General features: G+C 62.7%; 11 protein-coding genes. 6 read left to right on the forward strand and 5 right to left on the reverse strand.

Annotation, left to right across the window (positions count from 1 at the left end):
• Positions 1–97 precede the first annotated feature (97 nt).
• Genes BFQ00_RS08115 through BFQ00_RS08125 form a run of 3 tightly spaced genes read right to left on the reverse strand, consistent with a single transcriptional unit; the run spans position 98 to position 3069 of the window.
• Positions 98–1351 carry an EAL domain-containing response regulator gene (locus BFQ00_RS08115; RefSeq protein WP_065933136.1) on the reverse strand — a complete coding sequence of 418 codons (1254 nt, stop codon included), beginning with the start codon at positions 1349–1351 and terminating at the stop codon, positions 98–100.
• 9 nt (positions 1352–1360) lie between these two features.
• Positions 1361–1744 carry a response regulator gene (locus BFQ00_RS08120; RefSeq protein ID WP_065933137.1) on the reverse strand — a complete coding sequence of 128 codons (384 nt, stop codon included), beginning with the start codon at positions 1742–1744 and terminating at the stop codon, positions 1361–1363.
• Positions 1729–3069: a sensor histidine kinase gene (locus tag BFQ00_RS08125; protein ID WP_065933381.1), complete on the reverse strand. Its 1341-nt coding sequence runs from the start codon at positions 3067–3069 to the stop codon at positions 1729–1731. The genes BFQ00_RS08120 and BFQ00_RS08125 overlap by 16 nt, the downstream gene beginning before the upstream one ends.
• Positions 3070–3384: 315 nt before the next feature.
• On the opposite strand from BFQ00_RS08125, the gene BFQ00_RS08130 reads away from it, so the two are divergent.
• From BFQ00_RS08130 to xylB, 5 genes are read left to right on the forward strand one after another with little or no spacing between them, the layout of a single operon-like run.
• The gene (locus BFQ00_RS08130) at positions 3385–4917 is read left to right on the forward strand and encodes a sugar ABC transporter ATP-binding protein (RefSeq protein WP_065933138.1); all 1533 of its coding nucleotides are present in this window, start codon (positions 3385–3387) and stop codon (positions 4915–4917) included.
• Positions 4910–5890: an ABC transporter permease subunit gene (locus BFQ00_RS08135; RefSeq protein ID WP_065888130.1), complete on the forward strand. Its 981-nt coding sequence runs from the start codon at positions 4910–4912 to the stop codon at positions 5888–5890. The genes BFQ00_RS08130 and BFQ00_RS08135 overlap by 8 nt, the downstream gene beginning before the upstream one ends.
• A gap of 36 nt (positions 5891–5926) precedes the next feature.
• Positions 5927–6859 carry an ABC transporter substrate-binding protein gene (locus BFQ00_RS08140; RefSeq protein ID WP_065933139.1) on the forward strand — a complete coding sequence of 311 codons (933 nt, stop codon included), beginning with the start codon at positions 5927–5929 and terminating at the stop codon, positions 6857–6859.
• Between the two features lie 25 nt (positions 6860–6884).
• Complete coding sequence (locus BFQ00_RS08145) at positions 6885–7877, forward strand: LacI family DNA-binding transcriptional regulator (RefSeq protein WP_065888132.1); 993 nt, start codon at positions 6885–6887, stop codon at positions 7875–7877.
• A gap of 16 nt (positions 7878–7893) precedes the next feature.
• The gene (xylB, locus tag BFQ00_RS08150; RefSeq protein WP_065933140.1) at positions 7894–9354 is read left to right on the forward strand and encodes a xylulokinase; all 1461 of its coding nucleotides are present in this window, start codon (positions 7894–7896) and stop codon (positions 9352–9354) included.
• Between the two features lie 852 nt (positions 9355–10206).
• Here xylB and BFQ00_RS08155 read toward each other — a convergent pair.
• Positions 10207–10647: an Lrp/AsnC family transcriptional regulator gene (locus BFQ00_RS08155; protein ID WP_065933141.1), complete on the reverse strand. Its 441-nt coding sequence runs from the start codon at positions 10645–10647 to the stop codon at positions 10207–10209.
• 109 nt (positions 10648–10756) lie between these two features.
• On the opposite strand from BFQ00_RS08155, the gene BFQ00_RS08160 reads away from it, so the two are divergent.
• The gene (locus BFQ00_RS08160) at positions 10757–11680 is read left to right on the forward strand and encodes a DMT family transporter (RefSeq protein ID WP_065933142.1); all 924 of its coding nucleotides are present in this window, start codon (positions 10757–10759) and stop codon (positions 11678–11680) included.
• Positions 11681–11738: 58 nt separating this feature from the next.
• On the opposite strand, the gene BFQ00_RS08165 is transcribed toward BFQ00_RS08160, so the two are convergent.
• On the reverse strand, positions 11739–13546 hold a 1808-nt coding region (locus tag BFQ00_RS08165), incomplete at its 5' end, for a peptidase U32 family protein (RefSeq protein ID WP_256535995.1).

The following is a 13546-nucleotide window of genomic DNA, read 5'->3' on the forward strand; positions in this document are numbered from 1 at the left end:
AGCACCGGGGGCCGTGGTTTGTGCAGGTTTTGAGGGCCGCGGCAGGGTTCAGGTTCAATGTGATTGCATCGCGTTGCCACTCAAGCCGGCGACGGTTTCACGCTGATTTGATCCGATCCTGCAACAAGCGCTCCAGCGTCTCCACCGGCAATGGCCGGCTGAACAGATAGCCCTGGATCTGATCGCAGCCGGCCTCTTTCAGGAAGGCCAACTGCGCCTGGGTTTCCACCCCTTCGGCCACGACGCGCAGCTTCAAGCTGTGAGCCAGTTCGATGATCGTGCGGGTAATCGCCGCATCCTGCGGGTTGGTGGTGACTTCGCGGATAAACGCGATGTCGATCTTCAGCGTGTCGATGGGGAAGCGACGCAGGTACGCCAGGCTCGAATAACCGGTGCCGAAATCGTCGATGGCGATCTTCACGCCCATGGCGCGCAGGCGTTGCAGGGCGGCGATGGTGTGTTCAGTGTTTTCCATCAGCGAGCCTTCGGTGAGTTCAACCTCCAGCCAGTGGGCGTCCACGCCGGTTTCGACCAGGATGTGCTCGATGTCGGCAATCAGGTCGCCCTCGATCAACTGATGCCCCGAGACGTTGACCGACACTTCAATCGCACCGAGGCCGTTCAATTGCCAGGCGGCGATCTGTCGGCACACGCTCTCGATCACGCAGCGCCCCACGGGCACGATCAGACCGAGGTTTTCCAGGATCGGCACGAACACCGCCGGCGATACCGCGCCGTAGCCTGGCCGATCCCAGCGCAGCAAGACTTCCAGGCCGCAGACTTCGCCGTTGGCCAGTTCGACCTTGGGCTGGTAGTGCAGGGCAAACGCGTGTTGTTCGACCGCCTGGCGCAGGTCGTTCTCCAGGTCTTGCCGGGCCAGGTCGTGCACGTTCATCTGGGCGTGATCGCCGACGCGCTGTTGCAATTGCTGCTCCAGCCTCAGGCTGTGTTGCTTGAGCTCATCGCCATGGGCCTTGAGCCGCAGCAGGTTGCGCACCCGCAGCCACAGCTCGACGCGTTCGACCGGCTTGCTGATGAATTCCTCGGCGCCGGTTTCCAGGCCGCTGACCCGCGCGCTGGATTCGCTCAGGGCCGACAGCATGATGATCGGGATATTCGCCGTGACGGGGTTGGCCTTGAGCTGGGTGGCCACTTCGTAGCCGTCCATGCCGGGCATCATGATGTCCAGCAGGATCAGGTCGGGCGGCTGCTGCGCCACCAACTGCAAGGCTTCTTCGCCGTTGCTCGCGCTCAGGGTCTGGTAACCCTCATGCTGCAGCAGGGTTTCCAGGAGTTTGCGGACCTGGGGTTCATCGTCAACGATCAACAGGGTTGCGGGTGAGCTGGCCATGGAGAGAACTCATGCGGGAGGTGTGATGGTCGGGTTCAGCAGGGTGTCGATCACCTGGTACAGCTCCTTGTAGCGCAGGGGCTTGGTGACGTAGGCGTCGCAACCGGCCAGGCGGGTTTTTTCCCGATCTTCCTTCATGGCCATGGCAGTGAGGGCGATCACCGGGATGTGCGCGGTGAGCGGGTCTTGCTTGAGCAAGCGGGTCGCGGCCAGGCCGTCCATGCCTGGCAACTGGATGTCCATCAGGATCAGCGCCGGTTGTTGTACGCGGGCCAGGGTCAGCCCGCTTTCGGCATCCGCCGCCCACTGCTCGTTGTGCCCGGCGCTCACCAGCAGCAGGCGCGCCAGGCGCATATTCGCTTCGTTGTCTTCGATGATCAGGATATCGGCCATGCGGCCTCCGGAATGCGATGCAACGGCAGCCACACCACGAAACGCGCGCCCAGGCCTTCGCGGCTGGCCACGGCCACGCTGCCGCCGTGCAGTTCGGTCAACTGCTTGACCATCGCCAGGCCCAGGCCGGTGCCTTCGAATTTGCGCGCCAGGCTGCTGTCGATCTGGCTGAAGGCCTTGAACAACTTGCCCATGTCATCCGGGGCGATGCCGATACCGGTGTCGCTCACGCTCAGCTCGAGGAATGCCGGGTGACTGCCGGGCGGCAGGGCAAAACCCTGCACCGGCCAATCGCCGGGGACCCGGCCGACCTGGTCACGCCCGACTTCACGCACCACCAGGGTCACGGTGCTGCCGTGCTCACTGAACTTCACTGCATTGGCCAGCAGGTTGTAGACGATCTGCTTGGTCTTGCGCAGGTCCAGTTGCAGCCAGCCAAAATCCTGCGGATTGTCCAGCGTCAACTGGATGCGCTGCAGGGCGGCTTTCTCACGCACGATCAACAGGCTGTTGGCCAACAGGCCGGCCAGTTCCACGGGTTCCAGTTCGAGGTCCATCATCCCGGCCTCGACCTTGGACAGGTCGAGGATGTCGTTGATCAACGCCAGCAGATGCTGGCCGCTGGTGAAGATATCGCCGATGTATTCGCGCTGGATCTCGCTCATGTCGCCCACCAGCCCGTCCTTGAGCGCCTCGGAAAAACCGATCACCGCGTTCAGCGGTGTGCGCAGTTCATGGGACATGGTGGCGAGAAATTCCGACTTCATGTGGTTGGCATGCTCCAACTCCAGGTTCTTTTCTTCCAGGGCGCGTTCGAAGCCTTTGCGCTCGGCTTCTTCCTGCTTGCGCGCGGTGTTGTCGGTGCCGATCAGCAGGTAACCGATGATCGTGTCATGCCGATTGCGCAGCGCCGTTACCGAGACCATGGCCGACAAGCGACTGCCGTCCTTGCGGATGTAGGTCAGCTCGTAAATGTCTTCGATGCCGCGGGAGGCCTTGAACACCAGGGCTTCGAACCCCGGCGTAATCGGCGTATCGAGCTCCAGGCTCAGAGCGGCGGCGCGGGTAATCAGTTCGGTTGGGTCGGAGATGTCGGCGGGGGTGATGCGGTTGAGCACATCGGCGGCGGCGTAGCCGAGCATGCGTTCGGCGCCGACGTTGAAGATCTGGATCACGCCCTTTTCGTCAGTGGCGATGCTGGAGAAATAGGCGCTGTTGAAGATCGCATCCTGCAGCGCGCCGGTCTTGAGCAAGGTTTTCTGGCGCTTGAACTCGACGATTTTTTCGGCGCGTGATTGGGGCGGGTCGGGTAGGGGGGTGTCCATTGCCAGGTAATCCGTGAACTTCAGGCCTGCCATCGGTACAGGGCGATGGCGCAGAACATGTTCACAGAAGACCGCGCGGACGCGACGATGAGGACATGAGTTTGTTGGACAATAGCAGAGATTGTGGCGTTTTGATGGCCGAGGCCGGCCTTTTGACGCAATAGCGTCCGCATTTCAATGATTTACGTGTTTCTTCGCTGATGAAACGTTTCACCTTGCGGATAATTGGCAACGCAAGCGCTTGCGTAAGCAAATGTATCTAAACTAGAGTCGGCAGCACTCGACAACAAAAACAATAAATCCAGGAGCTCATCCATGAGCCTTGAACCCTTGCTTGAGATGCAGGGCATCAGCAAAACCTTCAACGGTTTGCGCGTGCTCAAAAGTGTCGGCCTGAAGGTCTACCCCAGTGAAATTCACGCCTTGATGGGGGAGAACGGCGCCGGCAAGTCCACGCTGATGAAAATCCTCTCCGGCGCCTACCAGGCCGATCCCGGCGGCGTTATCCGCATCGACGGCCAACCCGTCGCCAGCTTCACCCCCGCTACCGCCAAGGCCCTGGGCATCGCCGTGATCTACCAGGAACTGAGCCTGTGCCCGAACCTGAGCGTGGCCGAGAATATCTACCTGGGCCGCGAACTGCGCCGAGGCTGGACCATCGACCGCAAGGGCATGCAGGCCGGTTGCGTGGAGGTGCTGCAACGCCTGGGCGCCGAATTCACCGGCGCTACCCAGGTCAGCAGCCTGTCGATTGCCGAGCGCCAGTTGGTCGAAATCGCCCGCGCCCTGCATGCCCATGCCAGGATCCTGGTGATGGACGAGCCGACCACGCCGCTGTCCTCCCGTGAAACCGACCGTCTGTTCGCGCTGATCAAACAACTGCGCAGCCAGGGCCTGGCAATCATCTACATCAGCCATCGCATGGCCGAAATCTACGAGCTGTCGGACCGCGTCTCGGTGCTGCGCGACGGCCAATATATCGGCGAGTTGACCCGCGCGGCGCTGTCGGCCGATGTGCTGGTGAAAATGATGGTGGGTCGCGACCTGTCAGGCTTCTACAAGAAGGAACACGCTGCCTATAACCCCGGCAACGTGGTGATGCGCGTGCGCGACATGGCCGATGGCAAGCGCGTGCGCCACTGCAGTTTCGATCTGCATGCCGGTGAAGTGCTGGGCATTGCCGGGCTGGTGGGGGCAGGGCGCACGGAGCTGGCGCGACTGATCTTCGGCGCCGACCCGCGCACCAGCGGCACCCTCGAAGTGGTGGGCAAGACGGTGACGCACCTGCGCACCCCGGCAGACGCCATTGGTGCCGGCGTGGTGTACCTCACCGAAGACCGCAAGGCCCAGGGCCTGTTCCTGGACATGAGCGTGGCCGACAACATCAATGTGTGCGCCTGCGTGCCGGATGCGCGAGCCGGTGGCGTGCTCGATCGCGCCCATGGCGCACAGCGCGCCAATGACGCGATCAAGTCGCTGTCGATTCGCGTGGCCTCGGGCAAAGTCACTGTGGGCGCGCTGTCCGGCGGCAACCAGCAGAAGGTGTTGCTCGCGCGGCTGCTGGAGGTCAAGCCCCATGTACTGATCCTGGATGAGCCCACCCGTGGCGTGGACATCGGCTCCAAATCCGAGATTTACCGCATCATCAATCAATTGGCCCAGGCCGGTGTCGGCATTGTGGTGATCTCCAGCGAACTGCCGGAAATCATCGGCACCTGCGACCGTGTGCTGATCATGCGCGAAGGCCAGTTGGTGGCTGAAGTCGGCGGGGCCTCCGGTCACGTCATCTCCCAGGAACGTATTATCGACCTCGCCACCGGTGGCGATCAGGTGGCTGCCAATGGCTGAATTCAATAGCGCAACAACCGTGGGCAAGGCCGAACGCGTGCGTGAGCTGATGCGCACGGTGGGCATGTTGCCGGTGCTGGTGTTGCTGCTGGTGGGCTTCGCCCTGGCCAGCGAGAACTTCATGACCCTGCAGAACCTGTCGATCATCACCCAGCAGGCCTCGGTAAATGTGGTGCTGGCGGCCGGCATGACCTTCGTGATCCTCACGGCGGGCATCGACCTGTCGGTGGGCGCGATCCTGGCGGCGTCGGCGGTGGTGGCGTTGCAGGCGTCGATGTCGCCGCAGTTCGGCATGTTCGGCATCGCCGCCGGGATTGGCTTTGGCCTGTTGCTGGGCTTGGTCAACGGTGGGTTGATCGCCTTCATGCGGTTGCCGCCGTTCATCGTCACCCTCGGCGCGCTCACCGCCATGCGTGGCCTGGCAAGGCTTTTGGCCGACGACAAGACGGTGTTCAACCCCGACTTGCCGTTTGCCTTCATCGGCAATGACTCGATCCTCGGTGTGCCCTGGCTGGTGGTGATTGCCGTGGCGGTGGTGGCGCTGTCGTGGTTCATCCTGCGCCGCACGGTGATGGGCGTGCAGATCTATTCGGTGGGCGGCAACCCGGAAGCGGCGCGGCTGTCGGGGATCAAGGTGTGGAAGGTGCTGTTGTTCGTCTACGCCATGTCCGGCGCGCTGGCCGGGCTCGGCGCGGTGATGAGCGCCTCGCGCCTGTTCGCCGCCAATGGCCTGCAACTGGGGCAGTCCTATGAACTGGATGCGATTGCCGCCGTGATTCTCGGTGGCACCAGCTTTACCGGCGGCGTCGGCACCATCGGCGGCACCCTGATCGGTGCGCTGATCATTGCGGTGCTCACCAATGGCCTGGTGCTGCTGGGGGTGTCGGATATCTGGCAGTACATCATCAAGGGCATCGTGATCATCGGCGCGGTGGCGCTGGATCGCTATCGTCAGTCCGGCGCGCGTACCTGAGTTGGCTCATACAACAATCACAAGAGAGAGACCCGCATGAACGTCAAACGTATTTTCCCGCTGATTGCCTTGGCTGCCCTGATGTCCCAGGCCGTGCAAGCCCGCGAACTCAAGGCTCTGGGCATCAGCATGGGGTCGCTGGGCAACCCGTATTTCGTCACGCTGGCCGATGGCGCCACGGCGCGGGCCAAGGCGTTGAACCCCAACGTCAAGGTCACTTCGGTGTCGGCCGACTATGACTTGAGCAAACAGTTTTCGCAGATCGACAACTTTATTTCGTCCAGGGTCGACCTGATCCTGATCAATGCCGTCGACCCGTCCGCCATGGCCTCGGCAATCAAGAAAGCGCGGGATGCCGGGATTGTCGTGGTGGCGGTGGATGTGGATGCCAAGGGCGTGAACGCCACGGTGCAGACCGACAACGTCGAAGCCGGCAAGCTGGCCTGCCAATACCTGGTGGATAAACTCTCGGGCAAAGGCAATGTGATTATCCAGAACGGCCCGCAAGTGACCGCCGTGACCGACCGCGTCAAAGGCTGCAAGGCCGCGCTGGCCACCGCGCCGGATATCAAGCTGCTGTCCGACGACCAGGACGCCAAGGGCTCGCGTGAAGGCGGCCTGAACGCGATGCAGGGTTACCTCACGCGCTTCCCGAAAATCGACGGCTTGTTCGCAATCAACGACCCGCAAGCCATTGGCAGCGACCTGGCGGCCAAGCAACTCAAGCGCAGCGGCATCGTTATCACCTCGGTGGACGGCGCGCCGGATATCGAAAACGCGCTGAAGACCGACACCCAGATCCAGGCCTCTGCCAGCCAGGACCCGTGGGCCATGGCCCAGACCGCCGTGGATGTGGGCAATGACCTGCTCAACGACAAAGCCCCCGCGCAAGCGGTGACCTTGCTCACGCCCAAGCTGATCACCCGCGACAACGTAGGCGGCTACAGCGGCTGGTCGAGCAAACACTGAAGTCTTGACCCGAGGGGATAGCGCCATGGTCACCATGGATGACGTGGCACGCAGGGCCGGTGTGTCGACGTCGACGGTGTCCCATGTGCTCAACGGTACGCGCAAGGTCAGCCCGGCCACGGTGCAGGCGGTGCAGCAGGCGATCCAGGCGCTGGGCTACGCGCCCAACACCCTGGCGCGTTCACTGGCGCGGTCGAGCACCAATACGATTGGCGTGGCGATCTCGGCGCTGTCCAACCATTATTTCAGCGAGACCGTGCACGCGATTGAAACCGCGTGCGCCAGGCACGGCTACATGATGCTGTTTGTCGACACCCACGACGACCCGGAGCAGGAATTGCGGGTGGTCACCGCGCTGCATCAGCGGCGGGTCGACGGCATTGTGCTGGCGCCGTCGAACGGCTCGCTGGCCCTGGATTATCTGCGCGCCAATGCAATTCCCGCGGTGCTGGTGGATCGCATGATGAGTGAGCAGTTCGATCAGGTCGGGGTGGAGAACCGCCAGGCCACCCAGGCGTTGATCGAGCATCTGATTGCCCACGGCCACCGCCGCATCGGCTTTATCGCCGGGCGAGCGGGGTTGAGCACCACCGATGAGCGGGTGGAGGGTTACCAGGCCGCGTTGCAGGCGGCGGGACTGGGGTTCGATCCGCAGTTGCTGGTCAACGGCGGCTCCAACACCGAGCCGGCACGCCAGGCCACCGTGCAGTTGCTGAGCCTGGCCGCGCCGCCGACCGCCATCATGGCCGGCAACAACCTGATGACCCTGGGCGCCATGCAGGCCCTGCGTGACGCCCACATCGACGTGCCGGGGCAAATGGCCCTGGTCGGGTTCGATGATTTCGAATGGGCGGATTTTTTCCTGCCGCGCTTGAGCCTGATCGCACAGCCGGTGCAGGCCCTCGGCGCACGTGCGGTGGACTTATTGCTGCAACGCATGGCTTCTCCCGGCTCGCCGCCCCAGAGCGTACGACTGGCGCCGACCCTGCAATTACGTAATTCCTGCGGCTGTGATTGATTGGAATAACCCACGTATGAACGATCCTGTTTCCCTTGGTATTGATCTCGGCACCTCTGAACTCAAGGCCATTCTCATGGACACCGGAGGTGCCGTGCTGGCCCATGCCGGCGTGCGCCTGATTGTGTCGCGGCGCCACAGCGGGTGGTCCGAACAGGCACCTGAAGACTGGTGGCAGGCCTGCATGCAGGCCTTGGACCAATTGCGTCAGCACGCAGCGTTTGCCCGTGTGGCCTGTATCGGGCTGTCCGGGCAGATGCACGGCGCGGTTTTACTCGGGGATGACAACCGCGTGTTGTACCCGGCCATCCTGTGGGACGACTCCCGTGCCGTCGCCGAAGCCGAACAGCTGGGGCCGAAGTTTGCCGACGTCACCGGCAGTTTGCCCATGGCCGGGCTGACTGCACCCAAGCTCCTATGGTTGCAACGGCATGAGCCTGAAGTGTTCAAGGCGATTGACTGCGTGCTGTCGCCCAAGGATTACCTGCGCCTGTGCCTGAGCGGCGAGCGCATCAGCGAGATGTCGGATGCCGCCGGCACCCTGTGGCTGAATGTGGCGCAGCGTGAATGGTTTACCCCGATGCTGCGCGCCACCGGCCTGGCGCCTGCGCAAATGCCCAGGCTGGTGGAGGGCGGTAGCGCGAGTGCCTGTGTAACGGCGGTCGGGCTCGGGTTGTCGGCGCAGGTGGTCATCGCCGGTGGCGGCGGGGATAACCCGGTGGCGGCGGTGGGTATCGGTGCGATCGATGCCGGTGACGGCTTTATCACCCTGGGCACCAGCGCGGCGATTGTCGCGATTACCGACCACGCCGCCGGCAACCCGGCCAGTGCGGTGCACAGCTTCTGCCATGCGCTGCCCGAGCGCTGGTACACCATGGGCGCGATGCTGGCCGGTGCCAGTTGCCTGCGCTGGGTAACGCGCCTGACGGGCCTGCCGGATGAGCAAACGCTGTTGGACCAGGTGCAGGCACAATTGCCCATCGAGCGGGGGGTACCGTTGTCCACGCCGTTGTTCCTGCCGTACCTGGCGGGTGAGCGCACGCCCCATAACGACCCCTTGCTGCGCGGCGGCTTCATGGGCCTCGGCCACGACTGCACGCCGGCGATGCTCGGCTACGCGGTGATGGAAGGCGTGGGTTTCGGCCTGCTCGACGCCTGGCGCGCAGTGCAATCGACCGGTGCCGAGGTCAAGTCCTTTGCCCTCGTAGGCGGAGGGGCGCGCAGTGAGTATTGGGCGCAACTGCTGGCCAATATTCTGCAAAGGGAAGTCTTTACGTTGCACGGCAGCGAGTTGAGTGCGTGCATTGGGGCGGCGAAGCTGGGATTCATGGCCATCGGGCAGGGCGCTGATCTGCTGGCGGCGGGTATGCCGGTGAAGATGCGGTATGTGCCTGATGAGCGGCAGCAGCCGGTGTTGGCGGCGCGCTATCACAAATTCCAGGGGTTGCTCGCGGCAGCGAAAGCGCTTCAGGACTGAATCCACGACTGGAGCAGAACTAATGTGGGAGGGGGCTCGCCCCCGATGGCAGTGTGTCAGTCTCCGATGTGTTGACTGACACTCCGCTATCGGGGGCAAGCCCCCTCCCACATTTGGATCGCAGCGTATCAGTTAGATAGCTGTCGGCTGTGAGACTGCCAGCAGCAGCGCCACAGTTCCGGAGCCATAGCGCAATTTACTGTGGGAGGGGGCTTGCTCCCGATAGCAGTGTGTCAGTCTCTGATGTGTTGACTGACACTCCGCTATCGGGAGCAAGCCCCCTCCCACATTTGGATCGCAGCGCATCAGTTAGCATCAGTTAGATAGCTGTCGGCTGTGAGACTGCCATCTGCAGCGCCCCAGGTCCGGAGCCATAGCGCAATTTACTGTGGGAGGGGGCTTGCTCCCGATGGCAGTGTGTCAGTCGCCGATGTGCTGATTGACACTCCGCTATCGGGGGTAAGCCCCCTCCCACATTTGGATCGCAGCGCATCAGTTAGATAGCTATCGGCTGTTAGACTGCCAGCAGCAGCGCCACAGGTCCGGAGCTATACCGCAGTTTACTGTGGGAGGGGACTTGTCCCCGATAGCAGTGTGTCAGTCGCCGATGTGCTGATTGACACTCCGCCATCGGGAGCAAGCCCCCTCCCACATTTGGATCGCAGCGCATCAGTTAGATAGCTGTCGGCTGTGAGACTGCCAGCAGCAGCGCCACAGGTCCGGAGCCATAGCGCAATTTATTGTGGGAGGGGGCTTGCTCCCGATGGCAGTGTGTCAGTCGCCGATGTGCTGACTGACACTCCGCGATCGGGGGCAAGCCCCCTCCCACAGGTTTGTGCGGTGTGCTGTCGGTCAGTCGTTCAACGGCGGCAACCGCCGCTTCACCGGGGTTTTCTTGACGATGGCGGTGTTGGTTTCGGCGTACCCGTTGATTCGGTCCAACAGGCTGTCCAACTGATCCATGGTGCGCACATGCAGGCGGGCGATGAAGCAGTCTTCGCCGGTGACTTTGTCGCATTCAGTGAATTCGGGAATCGCCTGGATCTGGCGTTCCACTTCCTGCAACTTGCCGGGCAGGGGACGGATGCGCACGATGGCTTGCAGCAGGTAACCGAAGTGTTTGGGGTCGATGTCGACGGTGTAGTGGGTCAGCACGCCGCGTTCCTCCAGGCGGCGCAAGCGTTCGCCGACACTCGGCGAAGACAGCCCGGTGATGCCGGCCAGGGCCTTGAGGGACAGGCGTGAGTCATCCATCAAAGCGGCGATCAGTTGCTGGTCGATGGTATCAATCATGAGTTTTGCCTAATAAATGAAGGTGATTCAAGGCTTCGGCCTTTTTTAGTCGCTGGAGCGGCTATGTGCCAGATTGCCATAATTGAGCCTCACTTGAGGAGCGTCAATTATGGATACCGCTGTCCGTCGCGGAATGTGGGAAATGATCGCCGCTATGCTGATTTCCGGCACCATCGGCTGGTTTGTGCTGGTGTCCGGCGTATCGGTGATCGAGGTGGTGTTCTGGCGCTGCGTTATCGGTGCGCTGGCGTTGTTGCTGGTGTGCGCCTGGCTCGGTTACCTGAGGCTGGACCTGCTCAGTTGGGCCAGGTTCGGGCTGGCCGTGCTCAGTGGCGTGGCCATTGTGGGCAACTGGTTGCTGCTGTTCGAATCCTACTCGCGCGCTTCCATCGCTATCAGTACGGCGGTGTACAACGTGCAACCGTTCATCTTGGTGATGCTGGCGGCGGTGTTTCTCGGTGAGCCGATCACCCTGCGCAAAATCACCTGGCTGAGCGTGGCGTTTCTGGGCATGTTGGCTATTGTCACGGCCCATGGTGCGCAGCCAGGCTGCGGCGACTATCTGGCAGGCGTCGCACTGGCCCTGGGCGCGGCTTTTTTGTACGCGGTCGCCGCGCTGATCATCAAGTGGCTCAAGGCGGTGCCGCCGCATTTGATGGCGTTGATCCAGGTGACCACCGGTGCCGTGCTGCTGGCGCCGCTGGTGCCCTGGGACAGTTTGCCCGCGTCGACCGATGCCTGGGCGGCGCTGGCGACCCTGGGTCTGGTGCACACGGGGTTGATGTATGTGTTGTTGTACGGGGCGATACAGAAGCTGCCGACCGCAATGACCGGCGCGTTGTCGTTCATCTACCCGATTGCGGCGATTTTCGTCGACTGGATCGCGTTCGGGCATCGCCTTGGGTGGCTGCAATGGCTGGGTGTGGCGGCGATTCTGCTGGCGGCGGCGGGGTTGCAGCGGGGCTGGTGGTGGCCCCGTAACCTCAGTAGGAGCGAGCTTGCTCGCGAAGAACGTAAGGACGCCGCGTGTTAACCCGATGCGCTGCGTTATCGTTAACGTTCTTCGCGAGCAAGCTCGCTCCTACAGAGGGTCAGTGCGTGCCCTGAAAGATGATGTTTTCCGGGTTGAAATGCTCCACGGCGCTGCCCGGCTGCGGCAATCCGAGGATGTGCCCCTTGATCTTGCCGACCACGTGCATCTCGCACGGTTTGCAGTCGAACTTCAGCGTCAGTACCTCGTCGCCATGGATCAACTGCATCGGCGCCACCTTGGTTTTCACGCCCGTCACACCCTTGGCCTGTTTGGGGCACAGGTTGAACGAGAACCGCAGGCAGTGCTTGGTGATCATCACCGGCACTTCGCCGGTTTCTTCGTGGGCTTCGAAGGCCGCATCGATCAGCTTCACCCCGTGACGGTGGTAGAAGTCGCGGGCCTTCTGGTTGTAGACGTTGGCCAGGAACGACAGGTGCGCATCCGGGTACACCGGCGGCGGCGAGGTCTCGGCCTTGCGCCCGCCACGTGGGTGTGCGGCCACGCGAGCGGCGGTCAGTGCCTCGATCACTTCACGGCGCAGCGCCTTGAGTTGCGAGTTGGGGATGAAGAACGCCTGCGGCGCGTCGAGCTCGATGCGGGTGGCGTGGTACTCGGTGGTGCCGAGCTGGCCCAGCAGGTCGCGCAGGGTGTCCAGGGCCTGTTCCGGCTTGTTGGCCACGCCGAACGGGCCGGGCAGGGTGACACTGGCGCTGATGCCTTCTTCGCTGGTGGCGGTGACGTCCAACTGTGCTTCACGCAGGCGCGCCACCCAGGACAGGCCGATACGGCGCTCGGCCGAGGTCTTGAGCAGTGCCTGTTGCCAGTTATGGTCCAGGTTGCGGTTGAGCGGGTGATTCGGGCGCAACTGATGCAGGCCGGCCGGCATTTCGTTGGGTTCTACGCGGTAGCGGTAGCGCTTCTCGCCGTCTTCCTCGAATTCGCCCTTGGGTTCTGCGATGTTGGCGCGAAACCCCACCACTTCACGCTTGACCAGCACATTCAGACCGTCGCCGTTGGACAGCGGCTCGTGGGTGACCACTTGCAAGTCGCGCTTGCCGGCTTTTTCCACCACACCTACCGGCAGGCCGGTGAAGGTTGGGGTATCGAAGGCACCGATATCGATCTTGCGGTCGCTGACAAAGTAGTCGGTACTGCCACGGTGGAAGGTTTTTTCCGGGTCGGGCAGGAAGAAGTGCGCGGTACGCCCGCTGGAAGCGCGAGCCAGGTCCGGGCGGTCTTCGAGGATTTCGTCCAGGCGCTGGCGGTAGTAGGCGGTGATGTTCTTCACATAGCCCATGTCCTTGTAGCGGCCCTCGATCTTGAACGAACGCACGCCGGCCTCGACCAGCGCGCGCAGGTTGGCGCTCTGGTTGTTGTCCTTCATCGACAGCAGGTGTTTTTCAAAGGCGACGACGCGGCCCTGATCGTCTTTCAAGGTGTACGGCAGGCGGCACGCCTGGGAGCAGTCGCCGCGGTTGGCGCTGCGGCCGTTCTGCGCGTGGGAGATATTGCACTGCCCGGAGAACGCCACGCACAGGGCGCCATGAATGAAGAACTCGATGGCGGCGTCGGTCTCATCGGCGATGGCGCGGATCTCTTGCAGGTTCAGCTCGCGGGCCAGCACCAACTGCGAGAAACCGGCCTGGTCGAGAAACTTTGCCCGGCCCAGGGTGCGAATATCGGTCTGGGTGCTGGCGTGCAGCTCGATGGGCGGAATATCCAGCTCCATCACGCCCAGGTCTTGCACGATCAGCGCATCCACACCGGCGTCATAGAGTTGGTGGATCAGCTTGCGGGCCGGCTCCAGCTCGTTGTCGTGCAGGATAGTGTTGAGGGTGGTGAACACGCGGGCATGGTAACGGCGGG

The sequence above is a fragment of the Pseudomonas sp. 28 E 9 genome (genome assembly GCF_900004785.1).
Classification (GTDB): Bacteria; Pseudomonadota; Gammaproteobacteria; order Pseudomonadales; family Pseudomonadaceae; genus Aquipseudomonas; species Aquipseudomonas orientalis_A.

Coding starts and splice junctions, on each gene's coding strand:
- BFQ00_RS08140 (WP_065933139.1), top strand. CDS start 5,927: ATGAACGTCAAACGTATTTTCCCGCTGATTGCCTTGGCTGCCCTGATG.
- BFQ00_RS08155 (WP_065933141.1), bottom strand. CDS start 10,647: ATGATTGATACCATCGACCAGCAACTGATCGCCGCTTTGATGGATGAC.
- BFQ00_RS08160 (WP_065933142.1), top strand. CDS start 10,757: ATGGATACCGCTGTCCGTCGCGGAATGTGGGAAATGATCGCCGCTATG.
- BFQ00_RS08125 (WP_065933381.1), bottom strand. CDS start 3,069: ATGGACACCCCCCTACCCGACCCGCCCCAATCACGCGCCGAAAAAATC.
- xylB (WP_065933140.1), top strand. CDS start 7,894: ATGAACGATCCTGTTTCCCTTGGTATTGATCTCGGCACCTCTGAACTC.
- BFQ00_RS08115 (WP_065933136.1), bottom strand. CDS start 1,351: ATGGCCAGCTCACCCGCAACCCTGTTGATCGTTGACGATGAACCCCAG.
- BFQ00_RS08130 (WP_065933138.1), top strand. CDS start 3,385: ATGAGCCTTGAACCCTTGCTTGAGATGCAGGGCATCAGCAAAACCTTC.
- BFQ00_RS08145 (WP_065888132.1), top strand. CDS start 6,885: ATGGTCACCATGGATGACGTGGCACGCAGGGCCGGTGTGTCGACGTCG.
- BFQ00_RS08120 (WP_065933137.1), bottom strand. CDS start 1,744: ATGGCCGATATCCTGATCATCGAAGACAACGAAGCGAATATGCGCCTG.
- BFQ00_RS08135 (WP_065888130.1), top strand. CDS start 4,910: ATGGCTGAATTCAATAGCGCAACAACCGTGGGCAAGGCCGAACGCGTG.